The 22,864-nt window shown below is 71.1% G+C and carries 19 protein-coding genes; 7 read left to right on the top strand and 12 right to left on the bottom strand.

The window, feature by feature from the left end:
- The first annotated feature begins 108 nt into the window (after nucleotides 1-108).
- Nucleotides 109-1,941, top strand: coding sequence for a phosphoenolpyruvate carboxykinase (GTP) (locus OG385_RS09855; protein WP_266853731.1), 1,833 nt, complete (start codon nucleotides 109-111; stop codon nucleotides 1,939-1,941).
- 235 nt (nucleotides 1,942-2,176) lie between these two features.
- Here the strand turns inward: OG385_RS09855 and OG385_RS09850 are convergent, their stop codons facing one another.
- The 4 genes from OG385_RS09850 to OG385_RS09835 form a co-directional block, all read right to left on the bottom strand.
- A complete protein-coding gene (locus tag OG385_RS09850; protein WP_266853729.1) occupies nucleotides 2,177-2,563 on the bottom strand; it encodes a hypothetical protein in 387 nt (128 codons plus the stop codon).
- A 127-nt stretch (nucleotides 2,564-2,690) separates the two neighbouring features.
- Nucleotides 2,691-3,902 (bottom strand): pyridoxal phosphate-dependent aminotransferase, encoded by a 1,212-nt coding sequence (locus tag OG385_RS09845; protein WP_164262923.1) that lies wholly within the window; start codon nucleotides 3,900-3,902, stop codon nucleotides 2,691-2,693.
- 146 nt (nucleotides 3,903-4,048) lie between these two features.
- Nucleotides 4,049-5,653 carry an amidohydrolase family protein gene (locus OG385_RS09840; RefSeq protein ID WP_266853727.1) on the bottom strand — a complete coding sequence of 535 codons (1,605 nt, stop codon included), beginning with the start codon at nucleotides 5,651-5,653 and terminating at the stop codon, nucleotides 4,049-4,051.
- A gap of 74 nt (nucleotides 5,654-5,727) precedes the next feature.
- Nucleotides 5,728-7,032: an amino acid deaminase gene (locus OG385_RS09835; protein WP_266853726.1), complete on the bottom strand. Its 1,305-nt coding sequence runs from the start codon at nucleotides 7,030-7,032 to the stop codon at nucleotides 5,728-5,730.
- Nucleotides 7,033-7,166: 134 nt separating this feature from the next.
- Between OG385_RS09835 and OG385_RS09830 the strand changes: the two genes are divergently transcribed.
- The 5 genes from OG385_RS09830 (at nucleotide 7,167) to OG385_RS09810 (ending at nucleotide 11,575) form a co-directional block, all read left to right on the top strand.
- Complete coding sequence (locus OG385_RS09830) at nucleotides 7,167-8,234, top strand: sugar kinase (protein ID WP_266853725.1); 1,068 nt, start codon at nucleotides 7,167-7,169, stop codon at nucleotides 8,232-8,234.
- A complete protein-coding gene (locus tag OG385_RS09825; RefSeq protein WP_266853724.1) occupies nucleotides 8,231-9,025 on the top strand; it encodes an IclR family transcriptional regulator in 795 nt (264 codons plus the stop codon). The genes OG385_RS09830 and OG385_RS09825 overlap by 4 nt, the downstream gene beginning before the upstream one ends.
- Nucleotides 9,022-9,432, top strand: a complete 411-nt coding sequence (locus OG385_RS09820) for a RidA family protein (RefSeq protein ID WP_266853723.1) — start codon at nucleotides 9,022-9,024, stop codon at nucleotides 9,430-9,432. The genes OG385_RS09825 and OG385_RS09820 overlap by 4 nt, the downstream gene beginning before the upstream one ends.
- 168 nt (nucleotides 9,433-9,600) lie before the next feature.
- Complete coding sequence (locus tag OG385_RS09815; RefSeq protein ID WP_266853722.1) at nucleotides 9,601-11,070, top strand: GntP family permease; 1,470 nt, start codon at nucleotides 9,601-9,603, stop codon at nucleotides 11,068-11,070.
- 67 nt (nucleotides 11,071-11,137) lie between these two features.
- Nucleotides 11,138-11,575, top strand: coding sequence for a cytidine deaminase (locus OG385_RS09810; RefSeq protein WP_266853721.1), 438 nt, complete (start codon nucleotides 11,138-11,140; stop codon nucleotides 11,573-11,575).
- 80 nt (nucleotides 11,576-11,655) lie between these two features.
- On the opposite strand, the gene OG385_RS09805 is transcribed toward OG385_RS09810, so the two are convergent.
- From OG385_RS09805 to OG385_RS09775, 7 genes are all read right to left on the bottom strand, one after another.
- Nucleotides 11,656-12,156: a hypothetical protein gene (locus OG385_RS09805; RefSeq protein WP_266853720.1), complete on the bottom strand. Its 501-nt coding sequence runs from the start codon at nucleotides 12,154-12,156 to the stop codon at nucleotides 11,656-11,658.
- Entirely contained in the window at nucleotides 12,153-12,452 is a 300-nt protein-coding gene (locus OG385_RS09800; RefSeq protein ID WP_266853719.1) for a hypothetical protein, read from the bottom strand. Before OG385_RS09800 ends, OG385_RS09805 begins: the two co-directional genes overlap by 4 nt.
- 101 nt (nucleotides 12,453-12,553) lie before the next feature.
- A complete protein-coding gene (locus OG385_RS09795; RefSeq protein WP_266853718.1) occupies nucleotides 12,554-15,409 on the bottom strand; it encodes an NHLP bacteriocin export ABC transporter permease/ATPase subunit in 2,856 nt (951 codons plus the stop codon).
- Between the two features lies 1 nt (nucleotide 15,410).
- Nucleotides 15,411-17,669: an NHLP family bacteriocin export ABC transporter peptidase/permease/ATPase subunit gene (locus tag OG385_RS09790; RefSeq protein ID WP_266853717.1), complete on the bottom strand. Its 2,259-nt coding sequence runs from the start codon at nucleotides 17,667-17,669 to the stop codon at nucleotides 15,411-15,413.
- Nucleotides 17,666-18,472, bottom strand: a complete 807-nt coding sequence (locus OG385_RS09785; RefSeq protein WP_266853716.1) for an HlyD family efflux transporter periplasmic adaptor subunit — start codon at nucleotides 18,470-18,472, stop codon at nucleotides 17,666-17,668. The genes OG385_RS09790 and OG385_RS09785 overlap by 4 nt, the downstream gene beginning before the upstream one ends.
- A 106-nt stretch (nucleotides 18,473-18,578) precedes the next feature.
- Complete coding sequence (locus OG385_RS09780) at nucleotides 18,579-18,806, bottom strand: type A2 lantipeptide (protein ID WP_266853715.1); 228 nt, start codon at nucleotides 18,804-18,806, stop codon at nucleotides 18,579-18,581.
- A gap of 404 nt (nucleotides 18,807-19,210) precedes the next feature.
- A complete protein-coding gene (locus OG385_RS09775) occupies nucleotides 19,211-20,194 on the bottom strand; it encodes a LuxR family transcriptional regulator (protein WP_266853714.1) in 984 nt (327 codons plus the stop codon).
- A gap of 143 nt (nucleotides 20,195-20,337) precedes the next feature.
- On the opposite strand from OG385_RS09775, the gene OG385_RS09770 reads away from it, so the two are divergent.
- Nucleotides 20,338-21,750, top strand: a complete 1,413-nt coding sequence (locus OG385_RS09770; protein ID WP_266853713.1) for an aminopeptidase P family protein — start codon at nucleotides 20,338-20,340, stop codon at nucleotides 21,748-21,750.
- Between the two features lie 36 nt (nucleotides 21,751-21,786).
- On the opposite strand, the gene OG385_RS09765 is transcribed toward OG385_RS09770, so the two are convergent.
- Entirely contained in the window at nucleotides 21,787-22,599 is an 813-nt protein-coding gene (locus OG385_RS09765; RefSeq protein ID WP_266853712.1) for a sugar phosphate isomerase/epimerase, read from the bottom strand.
- Nucleotides 22,600-22,864 lie beyond the last annotated feature (265 nt).

The raw sequence follows: 22,864 nt of genomic DNA, 5'->3' as shown, positions 1-22,864 counted from the left end.
TCAGATGAGTGCGAGCGGCACCGGATGAGCGGCTACGAAGCATCCGGGCCGTAGCCCCCAAGGGGCAAACCAACCCTCAGTCCTTCACATACGTGCATTGGAGCAATCGTGGCGCGCGACATCGCGGCTCCCCCTGTCCTCCCGACCCAGCACCAGGAACTGATCTCGTGGGTCAACGAGATCGCCGAGCTGACGCAACCGGACAGTGTGGTCTGGTGTGACGGATCCGAAGCCGAGTACGAGCGCCTGTGCGGCGAGCTCGTGGCCAAGGGGACGTTCAAGAAACTCGACCCGATCAAGCGCCCGAACTCCTACTACGCCGCATCCGACCCGTCGGACGTCGCGCGCGTCGAGGACCGTACGTTCATCTGCTCCGCCAAGGAGGAGGACGCCGGCCCGACGAACCGCTGGAAGGCCCCGGCGGAGATGCGCGAGATCTTCTCCGGCTCCGGCGGCCAGGGCGGTGTCTTCCGCGGCTCGATGCGCGGCCGCACGATGTACGTCGTGCCGTTCTGCATGGGCCCGGTCGGCTCGCCGCTCTCCGCGATCGGCGTGGAGATCACCGACTCCGCCTACGTCGCCGTCTCGATGCGCACGATGACGCGCATGGGCCAGGACGTCCTGGACGAGCTCGGCTCCGACGGCTTCTTCGTGAAGGCCGTCCACACCCTGGGCGCCCCGCTCGCCGAGGGCGAGGCCGACGTCCCGTGGCCGTGCAACTCCACCAAGTACATCTCGCACTTCCCCGAGGACCGGGAGATCTGGTCCTACGGCTCCGGATACGGCGGCAACGCCCTGCTCGGCAAGAAGTGCTACGCGCTGCGCATCGCGTCCGTGATGGCGCGGGACGAGGGCTGGCTGGCCGAGCACATGCTCGTACTGAAGCTGACGCCGCCGCGCGGTGAGTCCAAGTACGTTGCCGCCGCCTTCCCTTCGGCCTGCGGCAAGACGAACCTGGCCATGCTGGAGCCGACGATCTCCGGCTGGACCGTGGAGACCATCGGCGACGACATCGCCTGGATGCGCTTCGGCGAGGACGGCCAGCTGTACGCGATCAACCCGGAGGCCGGTTTCTTCGGAGTCGCGCCCGGCACGGGCGAGCGGACCAACGCCAACGCCATGAAGACGCTGTGGGGCAACTCCGTCTTCACCAACGTCGCGCTGACCGACGACGGCGACGTCTGGTGGGAGGGCATGACCGAGGAGACGCCCGCGCACCTCACGGACTGGAAGGGCAACGACTGGACGCCCGAGTCCGGCACCCCCGCCGCCCACCCCAACGCCCGCTTCACCACCCCGGCCGGGCAGTGCCCGATCATCGCGCCCGAGTGGGAGGACCCGAAGGGCGTGCCGATCTCGGCGATCCTCTTCGGTGGCCGCCGCGCCTCGGCCGTGCCGCTGGTCACCGAGTCCTTCGACTGGAACCACGGCGTCTTCCTCGGTGCGAACGTCGCGTCCGAGAAGACGGCCGCCGCCGAGGGCAAGGTCGGCGAGCTGCGCCGCGACCCGTTCGCCATGCTGCCGTTCTGCGGCTACAACATGGGCGACTACATGGGCCACTGGGTCAAGGTCGGTGCTGACAAGGACCCGGCGAAGCTGCCGAAGATCTACTACGTCAACTGGTTCCGCAAGAACGACGCGGGCAAGTTCGTCTGGCCCGGATTCGGCGAGAACAGCCGCGTCCTGAAGTGGATCGTCGAGCGCCTGGAGGGCAAGGGCGAGGGCGTCGAGACCCCCATCGGTGTCCTGCCGGCCAAGGGTGCGCTCGACACCAACGGCCTGGACGTCTCGGAGGCCGACATGGACTTCCTGCTCACGGTGGACAAGGAGGTCTGGCGCGAGGAGGCGGCGCTGATCCCCGAGCACCTCAACACGTTCGGCGACCACGCGCCGAAGGAGCTGTGGGACGAGTACCGGTCGCTGGTGAAGCGGCTGGGCTGATCCCGGCGGCTCCGTCCGGAGCCGAGCTGAAGCCACGCGGCGGGTCCACCCGACATCCGCCCTGACCTGTGGGGTCATCCCAGGCCCGCCGCGTAACGGCCCGGCCCCCGAAGCCAGATCCGGCTTCGGGGGCCGGGCCATCTGTCTGCGTGAGGAGCCCTTCGTCCGCGTGAGGAGCGGCGTGGGTTGATGGCACCCGGTCCGCGCGCCTCCGCGGCCCGCGAACCGGGGCCTGTCAGTGGGCGCCGGCGAGGTGCCGGGCTGCCTGGTGGGCGTCCATCCGCTCCGCCGCGAGGATCGCCACCGCGGTGTCCGCGCGGGAGGCCGCCACCAGAAGGGCGCGGCCGGCGAGGTGGTGGGCCCGTGCGTGCAGGTCGGCGGGGGAGGCGTTGCTGAGGCCCGCGTGCCGGGTCGGCGGGGTGCCGCGCAACCTGGCCACCTGCTCCGCGATGCGGTCGCCCTCGGCCGCCAGGCCCAGCTCGTCCGTCACCGCGAGGAGTGCGGCCAGATGGCCCGCGAGCTGGATGTCCAGCTCCTCGTCGCGGCTGCGGCGGGGGTAGCCGGCGGCTGCGGACTCCTCGGCCACCGTGTGGACCGACTTGGTGCGGATCGGTTCGTACATGGGATGGCCTCCTCCTCGCGGGCAGGACTCCATCCTAGCGTCCTATATTAGATTCTGTCTAAAGTTGAGCCGGGTCGCGATGTGCCGACGGCGTGACCCCGCCGGTCCGGCCTCCCGGCGGCGCCGGCTACCGCTGGGAGTAGCCGTCCAGGAAGGTCCCGATCCGCGTCACCGCGTCCTCCAGCTCCTTCGCCGTGGGCAGCGTCACAATGCGGAAGTGGTCCGGCTCCGGCCAGTTGAACCCCGTGCCGTGCACCACCATGATCTTCTCGGCGCGCAGCAGGTCGAGGACCATCTGACGGTCGTCCTTCACCTTGTAGACCTTCGGGTCCAGCCGCGGGAAGAGATACAGCGCCCCCTTCGGCTTGACGCAGGTCACCCCCGGGATCTGCGTCAGCAGCTCGTACGCCGTGTCGCGCTGCTCCAGGATGCGCCCGCCCGGCAGCACCAGGTCCTCGATCGACTGCCGCCCGCCGAGCGCCGTGGCCACCGCGTGCTGCGAGGGCATGTTGGCGCAGAGCCGCATGTTCGCCAGGATCGTCAGGCCCTCGATGTACGAGGAGGCGTGCGCCTTCGGCCCGCACACCGCCATCCAGCCGGAGCGGAACCCGGCCACCCGGTAGTTCTTGGAGAGGCCGTTGAAGGTCAGGACCATCAGATCGGGGGCGATGGCCGCCGTCGGCGTGTGCGTGGCGCCGTCGTAGAGGATCCGGTCGTAGATCTCGTCCGAGCAGATGGTCAGGGAGTGGCGGCGGGCGATGTCCGCGATGCCGCGCAGCAGCTCGTCGTCGTACACCGCGCCCGTCGGGTTGTTCGGGTTGATGATCACGATCGCCTTGGTGCGGTCGGTGACCTTCCGCTCGATGTCGGCGAGGTCCGGCATCCAGTCCGCCTGCTCGTCGCAGCGGTAGTGCACGGCCGTGCCGCCCGCCAGCGAGACCGACGCGGTCCACAGCGGATAGTCCGGGGCGGGTACGAGCACCTCGTCGCCGTCGTCGAGCAGCGCCTGCATCGACATCTGGATCAGCTCGGAGACGCCGTTGCCGAGGTAGATGTCCTCGACGCCCAGCTCGATGCCCTTGGTCTGGTAGTGCTGCATCACCGCGCGGCGCGCGGACAGCAGCCCCTTGGCGTCGCCGTAGCCGTGCGCGTCGCCGAGGTTGCGGAGCATGTCCTCCAGGATTTCCGGCGGGCACTCGAAACCGAAGGCGGCCGGATTGCCGGTGTTGAGCTTGAGGATGCGGTGACCTGCTGCCTCCAGCCGCATTGCCTCATCGAGAACCGGGCCCCGGATCTCGTAACAGACGTTGGCGAGCTTCGTTGACTGGATCACCTGCATGTCCGCAACCTTACGGTCACATAACGGGGACGGCCTGGTGTTTTCCCCCACAGGGGGAGCGGCACGGAAGCGGCCCGCCCTGCCGGGGGAAGCAGGACGGGCCGCGGTTCCGGTGGGACTCCCGGGCTCGGAGAGCGGTGAGCCTCTCAGGGCCGGCCGGGTGTACGGCGGACCGAGCGCCCCGCGAGCACATCCGTGCGCCGGCCGTCCTCGATCACGAAGCGGCCGTCGATCAGGACATGCGGGATACCGGTCGGCAGGGTGCGCGGGACCTCGAACGTGGAGCCCGCCGCCACCGTCTCCGGGTCGAAGAGCACCAGGTCGGCGCGGTAGCCCTCGCGGACCAGACCGCGGTCCGGCAGCCGCAGCCGGGCCGCCGGGCGCGAGGTGAGATGCGCCACGCACTCCTCCAGGGACAGCACACCCAGCTCCCGTACGTACCGGCCGAGGTACTGCGGGAAGGTGCCGTACGCGCGCGGGTGCGGCTTGTCGCCCTGGAGGATCCCGTCGCTGCCGCCGGTGTGCACCCGGTGGCGCATGATCTGCTGGACGTTCTCCTCGTGGCCGACGTGCTGGAGGATCGTCGAACCGAGCCGGTCCTCGATCAGCAGCCGCAGCGCGGTCGCCCACGGCTCCTCGCCGCGCTCGCGCGCACTGGCCGCGACGGTCCGGCCGACATAGCCGCTCAGCGCGGGATCGGACACCCCGGAGATCTCGATGGCGTCCCACTCGATGGGCACCCCGTGACAGCCGTCGGCGCCCTCGACCTCCATGACCTGGCGGATCTTCCGGACCGTCTCCTCGTCCCTGAGCCGCCCCATGATCGCGTCGGGCCCGCCCTCGCTCGCCCAGCTGGGCAGCATGGCGACGAGCGTCGTACAGCCCGGGGTGTACGGGTAGGTGTCGAGGGAGATGTCCGCACCGCCGTCCAGCGCCTCGTCGAGGAGGGCGAGCAGCTCGGGTGCCTTCCCCTTGTTCACGCCGAAGTTCATGGTGGCGTGGGCGAGGTGGAGCGCGCAGCCCGCGGCCCGGGTGAGGCCGACCATCTCCTGGTACGCCTGGAGCGCACCCGCGCCGTAACTGCGGTGGTGCGGGCAGTAGTAGCCGCCGTAGGACGCCACCACCCGGCACAGCTCGGTGAGTTCGGCGTCGTCCGCGTACATGCCCGGCGTGTAGGTGAGCCCCGACGACATGCCGACGGCGCCCTGCTCCATGCCCTCGGCCACCAGCTGCTTCATCCGCTCGGTCTCGGCCGGGGTGGCGGGCCGGTCGTCCCAGCCCATCGCGTACATCCGCAGGGTGCCCTGCGGGATCAGATACGCCGCGTTCACCGCGATGCCCCGGTCGAGCCGGTCCAGATAGCCGCCGACGGTGTGCCAGTCGAAGTCGATGTCCGAACCGTCGCCGTTCCATCCGGTGATGGCCCGGCGGACCTCGGTACGGGTGCGGTCGTCGACCGGCGCGTACGACAGGCCGTCCTGGCCGAGCACTTCCAGCGTCACGCCCTGCGCGGCCTTCGCCTCGTGGCCGGGGTCGCGCAGCAGCGCCAGGTCGGAGTGGGCGTGCATGTCGATGAAGCCGGGCGACAGGGCGAGCCCGTGTGCCTCCACCACCCGTGGAGCGCTCGGCCGTTGGCCGGAACCCTCGCGGACGATGGATGTGATGCGGCCGCCGTCGACGGCGACGTCGGCGCGGTACGAGGCCCCGCCGGTCCCGTCCACGACGCGGACGTCGCGGATGACGAGATCCATGACTCTTTGCTCCCTTGCCCTGTTCCCTCTGGCCCTGTTCCCGGCGCTGCCCGGCGCTGTGTCGGAAAGCTGTGTCAGAAATACGTACGGATGTAGTCCGTGACCGTGCCGTCCGCCTCGACGAGCGGGATCAGCTGCCACTTGTCGAAGGAGGTGCAGGGGTGCGAGAGCCCGAGCCCCACCCAGTCACCGACTTCGAGGCGCGCGTCGGCCGTGGTACGCAGCCAGCCGTGCTGGTCGGAGAGGCCGGTGAGCGTGATGCCGGTGGCGGGGCGTACCTCGCCGGTGCGCGCGTCGCGGACGACCTGCGCCTGCGGCAGGTCGAGGTCGTACGCCGCGTCCCGCTTGCCCGCGTTGACGAACGCCTGCTCCCCGGTGGGCTGCGAGACGACCTGCGCCCAGAGCCGGAAGGCCGGCTGGAGCGCGCCCTCGGACGGCACCCGGTTGAACGGCGTCAGATGCTTGTAGTGGCCGTCGTCGTGCGAGACATAGGCGCCGGAGCGCAGCAGCTTCAGCACGGGGGCCGAGAGCGCGGGGATCTCGGCGAAGACGTCGGCCACCGCGTCGAACCAGGCGCTGCCGCCCGCGCTCAGCACGATCTCGTCCAGACCCGCGAAGTGGCCGTCGCGGTCGAGTCCGGCGGCCAGCGCGACCAGTTGGCGCAGCCAGGCGTGCACCCGCTCGCTGTCGGCTTCGGGCACCTCGCCCTCGTAACCGGCGACGCCGACCAGGCGCAGCGTGTCCGTCGCGGCCACCGCTCCGGCGACGGCAGCGCCATCGGCCGGGGTCCGTACGCCGGTCCGGGCGCCGTCGCCCGCGCCCAGCTCCACGACCACGTCGAGCGGGCGGGCGGAGCCGCGCAGCGCCTCGTCCATCAGCTCGACCCCGCGTACGGAGTCGACGTAGCAGATGAAGCGGAAGTCCGGGTTGGCGGCCAGTTCGGCGGCGATCCACTGGAGGGCGGGGGCGTCCACGATCTCGTTGGCGACGAAGATCCGCTGCACGCCGAAGGCGCGGGCGACGCGGACCTGGTGCGGGACGGCGAGGGTGATGCCCCAGGCGCCGTGCTCGGTCTGCCGGTCGAAGAGCTGCGGGGCCATCGACGTCTTGCCGTGCGGGGCGAAGGCGAGGCCGTGCTGTGTGGAGTACGTCTCCATGAGGGCGAGGTTGTGCTCGACCGACTCGGCCGAGAGCGCGAGTACGGGGGTGGTGAACCCGCCGGTGAAGAGGTTGCGGCGTTCCGCCGCGAGGGCGGCCAGGGTCAGCCCGTCGGCGCCGGGCGGCAGCCCCTTGAAGCGGTGGTCGGCCACCTCCGCGCCGATGGTCTCGCGTGCGTCCGCCGCACTCGCCGCGCCCGCCGTACCTGCCGCGCCCGCCATGGAACCTCCCAGAGAGTGTGCGTTGCAACATGCGCAACGCTCATTGCGTATATCGCTCACCGCTGTCTAACATCCGAGCCATCGCCGGGTCAACGGAGTCCCCGGCCACCCACCACCGAGGAGCGAGAGCGATCGTGACCGCCCAGTACACCCCAGGGCCCCCAGTGGACGTCGTCTGTCTCGGCGAGTCCATGGTCACCTTCCTGCCTTCCCGCCCCGGCCGACTGGCCGACGTGCCCTCCTTCGACCGGGGCATCGGCGGCGCCGAGTCCAATGTGGCCTGCGCGCTGGCCGCCGCCGGGCACTCCGCGCGGTGGATCAGCCGGGTCGGCGCCGACGGCTTCGGCGACCACCTGACCGAGGCCATCGGGGCGTACGGGGTCGACACCTCGGCCGTCCAGCGCGACCCGAACCGGCCCACCGGTGTCTACTTCCGTACCGCCGACGACCGTGACGCCGACCACCACGAGGTCATCTACTACCGGGCCGGGTCCGCCGCGAGCGCGATGGCGCCCGGCGTGATGGACCGCGCCGCGCTGTGGTCGGGGCAGGTGCTCCACCTCTCCGGGATCACGGCCGCGCTCTCGCCCGGCTGCCTGGCCCTGATGCGCGAACTGACCGCGCCGGCGCCCGGCCGCCCGCTGGTCTCCTTCGACGTGAACTTCCGGCCGGGGCTGTGGCACGACGACGCAGACGAGACCGGCCCCCGGGTGCTGCTGGAGCTGGCGCGCGGGGCGGACGTGGTGTTCGTCGGCGAGGACGAGGCGGCGGCGGCCTGGGACGTACGGGGCGCTGCCGCGATCCGGGCGGCGCTGCCGGAGCCCGCCGTGCTGGTCGTGAAGCGGGGGGCGGCGGGGGCGACGGTCTTCGCCGGCGGTCCGCAGGGCGACACCGTCACCACCGTCCCCGCGCTGCGCGTCGACGTCGTGGCCCCCGTGGGCGCGGGCGATGCCTTCGCCGCCGGTTTCCTCTCCGGCACGCTGCGCGGCCTCCCGGTCCGCGACCGCGTCCGGCACGGCCATCTGATGGCCGCCGCCGCCCTCACCGTCCACGGCGACCTGGCCGACCCGCCGTCCCGTTGTGTGGCCGACCGCCTCGCGGCTCTCGACGACACCGCCTGGGGCACACTTCGCATCGGCCCCGGCTGGACCGAGACCGTGTCCGACGTGACCGGCGCCGAAGAGGAGGCATGTACGCCATGAGCCAGACCGTGGACCGCGCGCTGTCCATCCTGCCGCTGCTCGCCCGGGGGCCGGCCGACCTCGGCCAGGTCTCGGAGAGCCTCGGCGTCCACAAGTCGACCGCGCTGCGGCTGCTGCGCACCCTCCACGAGCACGGGCTCGTCTACCGCCAGCAGGACCAGCGCTACCGGCTGGGCACCCGCCTCTTCGCGCTCGCCCAGGAGGCCGTCGAGAACCTCGACGTACGGGAGATCGCGCACCCCCATCTGGCCAGGCTCAACGAGGAGTGCGGGCACACCGTGCACCTCGCGGTGTACGAGGAGAACGAGGTCCTCTACATCGACAAGGTCGAGAGCCGCTACCCGGTCCGGATGTACTCGCGGATCGGCAGGCCCGTCGCGATCACCGTGGCGGCCGTCGCCAAACTGCTGCTCGCCGACCTCCCCGAGCCGGAGCGGCGCAGCGTCGCCGAACGGCTCGACTACCCCACATACACGGCCCGTTCGACTCCGAACGCCGGCGCCTTCCTCAAGGAGCTGGCCACGGTGCGCGAACAGGGCTGGGCCACCGACCTCGGTGGCCACGAGGAGTCCATCAACTGCGTCGGAGCCCCCATCCGGGGCGTGGACGGCCGGGTTGTCGCCGCCATGTCGATGTCGGCGCCCAATGTGGTCGTGACCGCAGAGGAACTCCTCACCCTGCTCCCGCTGGTGCGCCGCACGGCCGACGCCATCAGCGGCGAGTACGCGGGCACCGCACCGCAGCCGAAGACCGTTTCCCCGCACCACCCCCCGAAGGAAGCAAGGGCATGACCGAGAAGACCGCTCTCACCCCCGCCACCCACACCACGCCGCCCGCGAAGTTCTCGCACGGCGTCCGCAAGGGCAACATCCTCCAGGTCGCCGGCCAGGTCGGCTTCCTGCCGGCCGTCGAGGGCCAGGCGCCCACCCCGGCGGGCCCGACCCTGCGCGAGCAGACCCTCCAGACCTTCGCCAACGTCAAGGCGATCCTGGAGGAGGGTGGCGCTACCTGGGACGACGTGATGATGATGCGCGTCTACCTCACGGACGTCGCGCACTTCGCCGAGCTGAACGAGATCTACAACGCGTACTTCGAGGAGCAGGGACTCACCCAGCCCGCCTCGGCCCGTACGACCGTCTACGTCGGCCTGCCGCCCGGCCTGCTCATCGAGATCGACGCGCTCGCCGTACTCGGCTGACACCGCCTCACCCCGACCCGGCACGGCGCCCCTTCCCCCTTCCGGGGCGCCGTGCCGCGCACCACCCTGCTCCGCCGCACCCCTGCATCTCCCGTGCACTGAAGTCTCCCCTTGTGCACCGGCAGCCCCCCGCCCCTGAAGTCCCCGAGGAAACAACGGAGTTCCCCCATGTACTTCGCCGCTGACACCCCCGCAGCGCCACCCCACACCGGCGGACTGCTCGCCGTCGTCGGCGGCACCACCGGTCTGCTGACCGTCGCCGTCCTGGGCATAGCACTGCTCCTCTTCCTGATCATCAAGGTCAGGCTGCAGCCGTTCGTCGCGCTGCTCGGCGTCTCCATAGCCGTCGGCCTCGGTGCCGGACTCTCCGTCACCGAACTCTTCGGCACGGTCCAGAAGTCGTCGTCGGTCTCGATGATCGAGTCGGGCATGGGCGGCATCCTCGGGCACATCGCGATCATCATCGGCCTCGGTACGATGCTCGGCTCGATCCTTGAGGTCTCGGGCGGCGCCGAGGTGCTGAGCTCCCGGCTGCTGAACCTCTTCGGTGAGAAGCGCGCCCCGCTCGCGATGGGTCTCACCGGCCTCATCTTCGGTATCCCGATCTTCTTCGACGTCGGCATCTTCGTCCTCGCGCCGATCGTCTACGCGGCCGCCAAGCGGTCCGGCAAGTCCATCGTCCTGTACGCGATGCCGCTGCTCGCGGGCCTGTCGATGACCCACGCGTTCCTGCCGCCGCACCCCGGCCCGGTCGCGGCCGCCGCGCTCTTCCACGTCTCGCTCGGCTGGGTCATCCTGATCGGCGCCGCCTGCGGTATCCCCGCCGTGCTGGCCGCCTGGGTGTACGCGGCGTGGATCGGCAAGCGCCTCTTCGTCCCGGTGCCGCAGGACATGGTCGAGGCCGCCGAGGAGGCCAAGGCCGCGGTCGTCGCCGAGCAGCAGGCCCTGGGGGTCGAGCCGCAGGAGAAGCCGGTCCCGCTGGGCACGGTCCTCGCGATCATCGGTACCCCGCTGATCCTGATCCTGCTGGCGACGTTCTCCTCGATCGCGCTGGACCCCTCGACGCTCCGCTCGGTCCTGGAGTTCTTCGGCCACCCCTTCGTCGCCCTGACGATCGCGCTCCTCCTCTCGTACTACCTGCTGGGCATCCGCCGCGGCTGGTCGCGCAAGTCCCTGGAGGCGGTCTCGACCGCCTCGCTCAAGCCGGTCGGCAACATCCTGCTGGTGGTCGGCGCCGGCGGCATCTTCGGCGCGGTCCTCAGCGGCAGCGGCATCGCGGGCGCCCTGTCCAAGACCTTCAACGACGTGGGTCTGCCGGTCATCGTGCTGGCCTACCTGATCTCGCTGGTGCTGCGGGTGGCCCAGGGCAGCGCGACGGTGGCGATCGTGACCACGGCGGGCATCGTCCTGCCCCTGGTCGACGGCCAGCACCTCTCGCAGCCCCACCTCGCCCTGATCATCATGGCCATCTCGGCCGGCTCGATCTTCGCCTCGCACGTCAACGACGGCGGGTTCTGGATGGTCGCCAAGTACTTCGGCATATCGGAACGCGACACGCTGAAGTCCTGGACGGTGCTGGAATCGGTCCTGTCGGTGGCGGGCTTCGTGGTCGCCGCGCTGCTCAGCCTGGTGATCTGAGACCGTCAGGACCGGCGCCCCGGAAAACCGGTTCCGGCGCGCCGCGCCGGCCTGGCAGGATGCCACGATGAAACTCGACCAGGCCCTGGTGGACGCCGCGATCGCGCAGATGGACCGCCGCTGGCCGGGACGCGAGGACGCCGGGGCGGCCGCCGTCTACCTCGACGACGGCCGGATCCTCACCAGCGTCTGCTTCGACAACCTCAACGCGGGTGTGACGCTCTGCCACGAGGTCGGGGCGTACTGCCAGGCGTACACCCTGGACCGGAAGGTCACGGCGTCGGTGTGCGTCAACCGGATCGCCGGCCGGCTCGTCATCCTCGCGCCGTGCGGGATCTGCCAGGAGCGGCTCGCCCTGTGGGGGCCCGGCGTCGAGGTGGCGGTCGCCGACCCGGACGATCAGGGCGGCTGGCAGGCGCGCACCCTCGCCGAGGTCAACCCGTACTACTGGGGCCGCGAGTTCGCAGACGACGGCTGGCCGTCGGCCGAGGTGCACACCGGGTGACACCGCGGCGCCCCGGATACGGCAATGCATCCGGGGCGGGGAACGGAGCGGTGGGCGACCGCGGTCGACCGTCAGGCGGATCACACGGTGACGCGCTTGCCGGACATGAATTCCGCGAGGCCCGAGACGGGGAGGACGCGGACGCTCTGTTCCGCCTGGGGCAGGGCATCCCGGTAGGCCACGAGGTCGCGTACGTCCGAGGTCACGACCACGCTGCTGACATGGCGGGCGGCGATGACCATGGCGAGGGCATCCACCGCGTCGGGGCGTTTCTCGGCGGGGATGGCGGCGAGCGCGAGCAGCTGCCCGGCGCGCTTCGCGTCGCTTTCGAGATGCCCCACGTCGCAGGGGCCGCACCCTGCGACCCGGGCCTCCCGGGTGCCGAAGACCGTGCACTGGGGCACACACCGGCTCAGCGGTGTCCAGCGTCCCGGGCGCCAGACCTGGGCCAGCACCGGGAGGGGTACCACGGGCGGATGGTCCAGCCGGATCAGTGCCTGGTGGAAGGTGTGTGCTGTGCGGTCCTGGTGGTCGAGCGCGATGAGCATGCCTGCGTCGTAGACGAAGGCCGGGTGGCTCACGCCGCTTCTTCCGACGAAGGTGCGAGAGCGTGGGCGATACCCGCGAGCGCTGCCGCGATCTCGGCGTCGTCGATCCCGAGCTCCGCGCCCTCCGGAGCGGGCAGGGCCTCGGTCGCGGCGATGTCCGCATCGATCGTCGCGAAGCGACGGGCGATGACGGCGTCCTCCTGCATCTGCTTCTGAACGGCGAGGGTCACATAGCGCGTCACATCGAGCTCCGCCGCCCGTGCGTGCTCCTTGAGCGAGGCTTTGAGGTCAGGGTCCATGCTGATGCTGAAGCGTTCCTTGGGCGCCATGACAGAAGCGTAGCACTGCGTGTTACGGCCATGGGGTGCGACCGCGTGACCTCAGGTGCCGGGGAAGCAGTCCAGGCCGGCCCTGCTCCGGCCGGCCGCCCCTATGCCATCTGCCGCCGTACCAGCTCGTGCAGGCGGCCGTCCGTGTCCGCGAGGAGCTGGGCCGGGGGGCCCTGCTGGACGATGTGGCCGTCCGCCATGACCACCACCCGGTCCGCGTCCATGACCGTCGACAGGCGGTGTGCGATGACGATCCGGGTCGCGTTCAGTGCGCGCGTGCTGTCGATGACCGTGCGCTGGGTCTCGTTGTCGAGTGCGCTCGTGGCCTCGTCGAAGAACAGGATGCGGGGGCGACGGATCAGCGCCTGCGCGATCATCAGGCGCTGGCGCTGGCCGCCCGAGATCGCGCCGCCGCCGGCGATCATCGTGTGCAGGCCCATCGGCATCTGTTTGATGTCCTCGGCCAGACCCGCCATCGCCGCCGCCTCCCACGCCTCCTCCTGCGTGAACACCTCAGCACCGCAGATGCAGTCCAGGATCGAACCGGTCAGCGGCTGGGCGTTCTGCAGCACCACCCCGCACTGCCTGCGCACCGCCGCCTGGTCGAGTGCCGTGAGGTCCTGGCCGTCGTACAGGACGCCCCCCGAGACCGGCCGGTCGAAGCCGATGAGCAGCCGCAGCAGCGTCGACTTGCCGCAGCCGCTCGGGCCGACGACCGCCACGAACTCGCCAGGACGGACGGACAGCGACACGTCGTCCAGGACGAGCGGGCCGTCGTCCGTGTACCGGAAGGACACCCCGCGCGCCTCGATCTCCCCCGTCAGGGCGCCCGGCTGGGTGCTGGCGGCGCGTACCTCGGGCGCCTCGTCGAGCACCGGCTTGATCTGCTCGAACATCGGAAGGACCGCCGCCGCCGAGAGCGCCGCGCCGGTGAGCTGCGTGACCGCGGTGAGCAGCATCGTCACCGCGGTGCTGAACGTCAGGAAGTCGCCCGCCGACATGCTGCCCCGCGCCGGGCCCGCGAGCAGCATGAACATCACCAGTGAGCACAGCGGCAGATAGACGGAGTTGAGGACCGTGGTGAGGTTCTTGACGCGTCCCGCGCGCCGCTGGAGTTCCCGGCTGCGCGCGAACTCCCCGGCCCACGCGGCGTACGCGAAGCTCTCCGCGCCCGCGACACGCAGCTTCGGCAGTCCGCGCAGGGTCTGGAACGCCTGGTTGTTGAGCTTGTTGCCGAGCACCACGAGGCGCCGCTGCCAGCGCAGCTCCCACAGCCCGAGGGCGAGGAACACGGCCGCGATCACCGCCAGCATCCCGAGAGCGGCCAGGGCGAGGGGCACGCTGTAGCAGAGCAGCAGGACGAGGTTGAGCGTGCCGACCGTGCCCGCCTGCACCACCACGGGGCCCACCCCCGACAGGAGCCGGCGGATCGAGCTGATGCCCATCGCCGCACTGGCCAGTTCGCCGGTGGAGCGCGAGGCGAAGAAGCGCGTCGGCAGCCGCAGCAGCCGGTCCCACACGGCCGGTTGGAGCGCGCTCTCGATCCGGCCCTCCATCCGCAGGATCGTCAGGTTCTGGAGCAGCATGAACGCCGCCGACACGATGCTCGTCACCATCACCGCGACGGACACCTGGACGATGAGGTCCGACTCGGCGTTCGGCACGTACTCGCCCAGGACCCGCCCGGTCGCCACCGGCACCAGGGCGCCGATCGCGACCGTCACCAGGCCCGCGCCGAGCAGGTTCCGCAGATCGCCCCTGGTGCCGCGCGCACTGAACCGCAGCAGCCGCAGCGGGCTCAGCGGCCGGTCGGGTAGCGGCCGGTACAGCATCACGGCCCGCGGTTCGAACTCGTCCGCGTTGTCCTCGTCGATCCGGGTGGGCCGTCCGCTGGAGGGGTGCACCGCCTCGTACCCGCCGCGCCGCCACAGGAGCGCGACCGGGGCGCCGGACGCGGCCCGGTGTCCCACCAGGGGGCCGGTGTTCTCGCGCCACCAGCGGCCGTCGAGCCGGACCGCGCGGCTGCGGATCCGCGAGGCGACCGCGACCTGCTCGACCGGGTCGATCCGGTCGCTGACCGCGCCGCTGCGCGCGGGCTCGGTGAGCGTGATCCCGGCCGCGTCGGCGACCAGCTTGCACGCGGCGTACGTCGCGTCGTCACCGTATCCGGAGGACGTACGCCGTGAACTTCCCCTGCTCTGGCTGCCGATGGACGCGAGCAGTGTCCGGTCGGCGTTCTCGCGGACGGTCTCGCCCGCCTTGATACCGGCCGCCGTACGGGTCTCGTGCGCGCTCTCCAGGCGCTCGATCCACCGGTCGAGGGCCGAAAGCAGCCGGAACTGCTGGTTGACCATGCGCTGCCACATCGACCCGTCGACCAGCAGGTCGCCGGCCGCGTCCGCGCTGTACGACGCCCCGTACTGCACGCTGCCCGGCATGACCGGCAGCCACAGGATGTCGTCGTCGCCCACGGAGTCGTCGCCGGCGGTCCTGCCGTCGAGCGGGGCCTCGAACAGCACCCGCTGACTGCGGCCCACGCCCAGCGCGAACGCGTGCTCCAGGAGGCTCAGCGCCGCGTCCTGGGTGTCGTACTGGCTGAGGTACTGCTGGTCGTACGCCCACGAGCCGTCGCCGTGGTCGGGGCCCTGCAGTTCCCGCAGCGCGATCCGGCGCAGCGCGCAGCCCTGCAACGGCCGCCCCACCAGCGTGTGTTGCGGCCCCTCGACCGGACCGAGGAGCAGGGTCCCCGCCTCCAGCCGGCCCAGGAAGTGCCAGTGCCCCTGCGCCGCGGCGTCCACCGCGAACAGGTCGAGCGCGCCCCCGACGACGAGCCACAGGACCTGCGGCCCCTCCAGCGGCAGGCTGCGCAGGCCGGTGCAGTCGACCGGCACGCCCAGCGCGCCGAACGCGGCGGTCACCTGGTCGCCCGCGGTGTGCTCCTGGTGCGGGTACGTCACGTCAGTGCTCCCTGACCAGGTCGGCGTACGGCCCCCCGGCGGCGACCAGTTCCTCGTGGCGGCCGCGCTCCACGACCTGGCCGTGGTCGAGCACCACGATCTCGTCGCTGTCGCGGACCGTGCTGAGGCGGTGCGCGATCACCACGCACGCGCAGCCGCGGCGCCGCAGATTGTCGATGATGATCTGCTCGGTCTCGGCGTCCAGGGCGCTGGTCACCTCGTCGAGCACGAGGACGCTCGGCCGCCGGACCAGGGCACGCGCGATTTCGAGCCGCTGGCGCTGCCCGCCGGAGAAGTTCCGTCCGTCCTGCTCGACACGGCCCTGGATGGAGCCGGGCCTGCGCGCCACCACGTCGTACAGCGCCGCGTCCTTGAGCGCGTCGACGACCGCCTCGTCGGGGATCGACGGATCCCACAGCGCGACGTTGTCACGGACCGTGCCCTCGAAGAGGAACACGTCCTGGTCGACGAAGGACACGGACGCGGTCAGCGCGCCGCGCGGGATGTCGTCCAGACGCTGCCCGTCGATCCGGATCGTGCCCTCCCAGGGGGTGTACAGACCGGAGATCAGCCGCGACACCGTCGACTTGCCGCTGCCCGAACCGCCCACGAGGGCGACCTGCTGCCCCGGTCCGACGGTCAGCGAGAAACCCGTCAGGAGCGGCTTGTCGAGCGGGCTGTAGCCGAACGTGATGTCGTCCAGCGTGACGTGCCCCTTCAGACGGCGCGTGCTCCCGGCTGTTCCGGACGGGGCATCGTCGGAACGGGCGTACAGGGAGTCCACCGGAAAGTTCTCGACGTCCTTCAGCCGCGTCACGTCGGCGGCGAAGTCCTGGATGCGGCCCGCGACGCCGTTGAGACGGGTGACCGGCGCGGTGAAGCGGACCACGAGCGCCTGGAACGCCACCAGGAGCCCCACCGACAGATGCCCCTCGACCGCGCGCAGACCGCCGATCCACAGGATCAGCGCGCTGTTCAGCGTCGCCAGGGTCGGCGCCACGATGCCCAGCCACGCGCTCGGCACCCCGAGGCGCTGCTGCTCCTCAAGCGTGGTGGCGTGCTGCCCGGCCCAGCGCCGGAAGTAGCCGTTCTCGCCGCCCGTCGCCTTCATCGTCTCGATCAGCTGAAGGCCCGTGTACGAGGTGTTGGTGAGCCGGGCGGTGTCCGCGCGCAGCTTCTGCGTACGCGTGGCGCGCAGCCGGATCACGATCCGCATCGCGACGACGTTCCCGAGCGCGATGCCCACCCCGACGAGCGTCAGCTGCGGGTCGTACGTCCACAGCAGCGCCGCGTACAGCAGCACCACCACACCGTCGACTCCGGCGGCGGTCAGATCGCGCGCGAGGGTCTCGGCGACCGCGTCGTTCGACTGGAGACGCTGCACCAGGTCGGCCGGGCTGCGCTGCGCGAAGAACGTCACGGGAAGCCGCAGCAGATGCCCCAGGAAGCGGGCGCTGCTGAGCGTCGAAGCGATGATGCGCCCGTGCAGCAGGTTCGCCTGCTGGAGCCAGGTGAGGACGCCGGTGAGCGCCACCATCGTGGCCATCGAGGCGAACAGCGCGCCCAGGAGCGATGTCTGATGGCCGAGCAGGAACATGTCGATGTACGTGCGGCTGAGCGCGGGCAGCGCCGCGCCGGTCGCGACCAGCAGCAGGCTGGCGAGGAGCGCGGCGAGCATCGTGCCCGTGGTGCCGCGCAGGCGCGCGGGCAGCGCCCTCAGGACGCCCGGCCTGCGGCCGCCCTCGCGGAATCCTTCGCCCGGTTCGAGTACGAGGACGACGCCGGTGAAACTGGTGTCGAAGTCCTCGGCGGGCACGAACCTGCGGCCCTTGTCCGGGTCGTTGATGTGTACGCCGCGCCGGCCGAAGCGCCGGCCCATGCCGTCGTAGACGACGTAGTGGTTGAACTCCCAGAAGAGGATCGCGGGCGCCTTGACCTCGGCGAGGGCGGCCGGCTCCATCTGCATGCCCCTGGCGGTCAGGCCGTAACTCCGCGCCGCTTTCAGGAGACTGCTGGCCCGCGAGCCGTCACGCGAGACGCCGCAGGCGATGCGGAGCTCTTCGAGGGGGACATGGCGGCCGTGGTGGGCGAGGATCATGGCCAGGGACGCGGCGCCGCACTCGACGGCCTCCATCTGGAGGACGGTGGGCGTCCGGACCGTCCGGTGGCGGCGGCGCTGCGGCGCGGGCGCGGGGCGTGCCCTGCGGCGGCCGTGGCCGGCCGGCGGCAGCTGCTGCTGGGCGGCGGGGGAGGGGCTCACGGAAGCAGCCAATCGATCGGGTGCTGCCCGGCGAGGTGCACGGCGCCCGAGGCCGGGGTCATGGAGTCGAGCGCGTACGGCGGTCCGCCGGCGGACGACCACGCGTAACCCGACTTCGTGGCGGAGGACTTGACCAGCTTCACGAGGACCGCGACCGTCGGGCCGCCCTTCGTGAACTGCCCGGCCAGCTGTTTGTCACCGAGGAAGCCGGCTATCTGCTGCTGGGTCTGCGCGCCGTGCCCCACGGCCTGTACGCGGCCCCGCAGCATCCCGTACTGCTGTTCCGGCGCCGACTGGACGGTGAGATCGACGTCAGCGCCGACCGGCACGGTCCCCGCGCTGTCCGCGGGGACGTAGACCATGGCGAGGAGGGGATCCCCGGCGCTGCGGGTCTTCTCCACGGTGGCGACATCGGCGCCGGTGGTCACGACCGTGCCGATCCCGGCCGACAGTGTGGTGACCCGGCCCGCGTCGATGGCGCGGACGAGCCGGTCGCCCTGCTCCGTACGGACCTTGAGGACGGGCGCGCCGGCGGCCAGGCGCTGTCCTTCCTTGGCGAGCACGCCCGTGACCTGACCGGTGACGGGGCTCTGGAGGACGTAACTGCCCTGCGCGTGCGTCAGGATGCCGGGTGCGCGGAGGGTCGACGACACCGACCCGGTGACCGCCCACACGGACGCGGCGGCCATCACGACGACCGTCACGACCAGGGCGAGCAGTCCCTGCGGTCTGGCGAGCCGCACGGGAAGGTCGAGTTCCTCGGGCGACTGCAGCTTGGACAGGGCCTGTTGGCGGAACTGCACGACATTCTTCCCTTACGTTGCGGAGCCGGTGGACCGACAGGCCCTGACGGCGCCGTCAGGCCCCGGAACCCTGGGGAAGGTTCCGGGGCCTGTGTGGAGCCGTGGCTCAGGCGCCGGCGATGAGGCCGGTGACCGTGCCGGTGACGGCGCCGGTGTTGACACCGGTCAGACCCGCGACCGTGCCGGCGACGCCGCCGACGAGGCCCGAGACCGGGGCGATGGAGTCGGCCGTGCCGGTCACGTTGCTGACGAGGCCACCGACGAGACCGCCGGAGACGTTGTCGAGGTCGGCGTCGGAGATCTCAAGGGTCTGAACCTGGGGGACGGAGTTCATGATGTGAGCGGCCTTTCTCAGGGGTAATTCGAGAAAACGGGAATCAGTGGTGCAACTCCCGCGGTGCGGAGGATCAAAGCACGATGGCCCCTCGCACATCCACTCGGAGCGTCCCCGCTCAGGGGCTGTGTGGTCACAGAATTGCGGCGGAGTGCAGGTCTGTTCACCGACCCGGGACAGCCCCTTCACGGGATCGATAGGTTCGCATTACCCGGGGCGCTGTGACATTCACCAAAGTGGACACTCCCGCATTAATGACCAACGTCAATTCTGCGGGTTGTGCGTGTTCTCGGGACGCAGTGACCGGACTGCGCAGTCGGTGTGCAGGTTCACTGGAGATGCTCATGGGGCGGCCGGGGCCGGTGGGGTTCCCGGCTGCTCGGTCCCGCTTCACAGCGCTCCGATCACAGCCATCCGGAGCGCTGTGCCTGCAAGGCCATCTGGAAGCGGTTCGCGGCGCCCAGCTGGGCCATCAGGATCTGCAGGCGGCGGAAGAGCGTGCGGCGGCTGATTCCGAGCTCGCGGGCGATGACGTCGTCGCTCGTGCCGCCCGCGAGGAGCCACAGCAGCCGGCGGTCGGCGGGCGGCAGGCCGCCCGGGCGGGCGGTGCGGCCGTGGAACGGCAGGGCGTTCTGCCAGGACTGCTCGAACAGTGCCATGAGCGCGGAGAGCAGGCCGCACGGCTGCACGACCAGCATCGTGTTGTGCACGTCGGCCTCTTTGATCGACAGCGACACGAGCGCGTACGCCTCGTCGATGATCACGAGCTTGACCGGCACCGACGGCAGCACCCTCGCCTGCTCACCGGCCTTGATGCACGGTTCGACGGCCTCCTCCAGATGGCCCGGGTGCTCCAGCGACGCCCGCGAGTACACGACACGCTGTGTCACACCGCGGGCCAGCGTCGCCAGCGCGTCGTCCGTGGCGCCGGACAGCGGGAAGTACGGCGGTGACTCGAACTGCCGGATCTGTTCGCGGGCGCTCGCCCACGCCTGGCGGATCCTGGGTCCGACGGCCTCGCCGGTCACGACCTCGACCAGGTGGTCGTTGTACGCGGCGAGCCGCTGACGCCGGAACGACTCGAACGCGCCCCCGACGCTGATGCGCGACTCCTCGACCTCGGCCGCCCGGTGTCTGGCGAGGATCTCCAGACCGGCGGTCGGCGGAACCGGCGCCACCACGTCCCCGCCCGACCCGGCGGCACTGGCCAGACCGGCGTCGACCAGTGCGCCGTAAGCCGTGGTCAGTTCCGCACCGTCCAGACCGGCCGCGGCGCCGACAGCACTCAGCGGGGCCGGGGCCAGTTCGAGCAGCGCCAGATAGACCCGGACCGCCGAGTGATCGATTCCCAGGAGCCGCAGGGCCTCACCGAGCTTCGCGTTCGTCATATGCCCCATTATCGGTGGCTCCCGCCGGGGTGTCTGTCCGATCTGTGCCACTGGCACTCTTCCGCCCCGAACGCGCGCGGTGCGAGGTAGCGTCCGGGAGCCGCCGAGTGGCTGCGGGATCCATCCAGAGGAAGGTGTACGACGTGGCGAAAGGCCGGAGGAACGGTCTCTACTCAGGGATCTCCGATGAGCTGTCCGCTCTGATGCGGACGGGCTGGGCGGACACCGAGCGGCACGACCTGACGCTCGCCGAGCAGTCCCCGCACGCGGCCCGCCGCCGAGCGGCGCTCTCCGCGCGCTTTCCGGGCGAACGCCTCGTGATTCCCTCCGGGAACCTCAAGGTCCGTTCGAACGACGACACCTACCCCTTCCGGCCGTACTCGGGCTATGTGCACATGACCGGAGACCAGGTCCGGGACGGCGCGCTCGTCCTCGAACCCCGTGCGGACGGCGGCCACGACGCCTACTGCTACCAGCTGCCGCGCGACAGCAGGGACAACGACGAGTTCTGGACCGGCCCCACGGCCGAGCTGTGGATGGGCCGCCGCCGCTCCCTCGCCGAGTCGGAGCTCGTGCTCGGCCTGCCCTGCCGTGACATCCGCACGGCCGCCGACGACCTGGCCGCCGCCCCCGCCGCGCCGACCCGGATCGTCCGCGGTGTCGACCCGGCCCTGACGGCCGCCGTCACCACCGATGAGGTGCGCGACGCCGAACTCGACGAGGCGCTCAGCGATCTCCGGCTCGTCAAGGACGAGTGGGAGATCACGGAGCTCCGCAAGGCCGTGGACTCCACGGTGCGCGGATTCACCGATGTGATCGGTGAACTCTCCACGGCGATCGCGTCGTCCGAGCGGTGGATCGAGGGCACGTTCTTCCGCCGCGCACGCCTTGAGGGCAACGCCGTCGGCTACGGCTCGATCTGCGCAGCGGGCGAGCACGCCACGATCATGCACTGGACGGACAACGACGGTCCGGTGCGCCCCGGCGACCTGCTCCTGCTCGACGCGGGCGTCGAGACGAACACCCTCTACACGGCCGACGTCACGCGCACCCTCCCGATCAACGGGACCTTCACGCCCGTGCAGCGCAAGGTCTACGACGCGGTGTACGAGGCCCAGGAAGCGGGCATGGCCGCCGTCAAGCCGGGCGCCGCGTACCGCGACTTCCACGAGGCGTCCCAGCGCCACCTGGCGACCCGGCTGGTCGAGTGGGGCTTCATCGAAGGCCCGGCCGACCGCGCGTACGAACTCGGCCTCCAGCGCCGCTTCACCATGGCCGGTACCGGTCACATGCTCGGCCTGGACGTCCACGACTGCGCGCAGGCCAGGCAGGAGGAGTACGTCGACGGCGTAATGGAGCCGGGCATGGTGCTCACCGTCGAGCCCGGCCTGTACTTCCAGCCGGACGACCTCACCGTGCCCGAGGAGTGGCGCGGCATCGGCGTCCGCATCGAGGACGACCTGCTCGTCACCGACGACGGCAACGAGAACCTGTCGGACGGTCTGCCCCGGTCGGCGGACGAGGTCGAGGCGTGGATGGCCCGTTTCGCCGGCTGAGTGCGCTCAGCGGGCCCTGCGGTGAAGGTGGGATGCTCATCCGGCCATCAGCCGCCGGATGTACGCCGCGTCGGTCCGGGTCCGGTCGAGCACCTGGGCGTAGGGCAGCGCGTACGGGCTGTGCAGGGTGAGTACGCCGCCGAAGTCCGCTGCTCGAAGGTGGGCGATGATCGCAGGCCACGGGACCATGCCGTCGGCGAGTCCGAACCAGTCGGAGGCCCATGCCCGCCGGCCGCTCGGGTCGAGGGCGGCCGGGTACCAGCCGCCGTTCTTCACCCCCACGCAGCCGAGCCAGGTCGCCAGCAGGTCGAAGGTCAACCGCCAGTCCTCCCGGCCTTCCTGCACCACCTGGTTCCCGGGGTCCGGGTAGGCGACGAACGTGGCCGGATCACGCCCGTCGAGGAGCCGGTGCGCGAGCGCGCCGGAGCTGTGCACGGTGCCGCCGTGCAGCTGCAGCGCGAGCCGGACACCGGCCCGTTCTGCGATCTCGCCCAATACGTCGAGATCGCGCCTGGCTCGGTCGATCTGCTCGGTGACCCGAGTGTGCGGGTCGTACTTCCAGAAGCCGAGCCGAACCGTGCCGATCCCGGCCGCGGCGCAGGCGTCGAGCACGGACTGGGCCGGGTAGGCCGCGGGATCGCTGAGGTCGGTCGTCGCCAGCGGCACCGACAATCCGCCTTCGCGGCAGCGGGAGACCGCGGTGGAGATGTCGGCAGGGCTCGTCGGGGAGGCGGTGAAGCCGTCCCGGATGAGGAGATCGACGCCGTCGAAGCCGAGATCGGCGCTCGTGTCGGCGACCTCGGCGACTTCGCGGTCGCCGAACAGCTTGGTGAACAGGACCGTTTGCATCTGGCGCTGCCTTTCTCTCAAGGGGCACGGCGCGGTTGACTCCGCAACTGCGAGGCGGGTGTGGGCAGTTCGTCCGTCCGCGAGCGTGCGGTACGCCGTGGCGGGCGCCGGCACCTGGGCGGTGTCGGATCCGGTCCCGGCGATCAGCCGCCCGGCCTGGTCACCGGGCAGTGCCGCCCAGGGTTTGGTGAAGGCCGCGGATTCGGCATCAGCGGCCTCCCAGGCCACTCATGGTGATTCCGCGGACGAACCAGCGTTGGGTGAG

The organism is Streptomyces sp. NBC_01306, from assembly GCF_026340465.1.
In the GTDB taxonomy this organism is placed as follows: Bacteria; Actinomycetota; Actinomycetes; order Streptomycetales; family Streptomycetaceae; genus Streptomyces.
Note: the sequence above shows the minus strand (reverse complement) of the source record. Positions and strands in the feature narration are given on the sequence as shown.

Coding starts and splice junctions, on each gene's coding strand:
- OG385_RS09850 (WP_266853729.1), bottom strand. CDS start 2,563: ATGTACGAACCGATCCGCACCAAGTCGGTCCACACGGTGGCCGAGGAG.
- OG385_RS09845 (WP_164262923.1), bottom strand. CDS start 3,902: ATGCAGGTGATCCAGTCAACGAAGCTCGCCAACGTCTGTTACGAGATC.
- OG385_RS09840 (WP_266853727.1), bottom strand. CDS start 5,653: ATGGATCTCGTCATCCGCGACGTCCGCGTCGTGGACGGGACCGGCGGG.
- OG385_RS09835 (WP_266853726.1), bottom strand. CDS start 7,032: ATGGCGGGCGCGGCAGGTACGGCGGGCGCGGCGAGTGCGGCGGACGCA.
- OG385_RS09825 (WP_266853724.1), top strand. CDS start 8,231: ATGAGCCAGACCGTGGACCGCGCGCTGTCCATCCTGCCGCTGCTCGCC.
- OG385_RS09820 (WP_266853723.1), top strand. CDS start 9,022: ATGACCGAGAAGACCGCTCTCACCCCCGCCACCCACACCACGCCGCCC.
- OG385_RS09815 (WP_266853722.1), top strand. CDS start 9,601: ATGTACTTCGCCGCTGACACCCCCGCAGCGCCACCCCACACCGGCGGA.
- OG385_RS09810 (WP_266853721.1), top strand. CDS start 11,138: ATGAAACTCGACCAGGCCCTGGTGGACGCCGCGATCGCGCAGATGGAC.
- OG385_RS09800 (WP_266853719.1), bottom strand. CDS start 12,452: ATGGCGCCCAAGGAACGCTTCAGCATCAGCATGGACCCTGACCTCAAA.
- OG385_RS09780 (WP_266853715.1), bottom strand. CDS start 18,806: ATGAACTCCGTCCCCCAGGTTCAGACCCTTGAGATCTCCGACGCCGAC.
- OG385_RS09775 (WP_266853714.1), bottom strand. CDS start 20,194: ATGACGAACGCGAAGCTCGGTGAGGCCCTGCGGCTCCTGGGAATCGAT.
- OG385_RS09765 (WP_266853712.1), bottom strand. CDS start 22,599: ATGCAAACGGTCCTGTTCACCAAGCTGTTCGGCGACCGCGAAGTCGCC.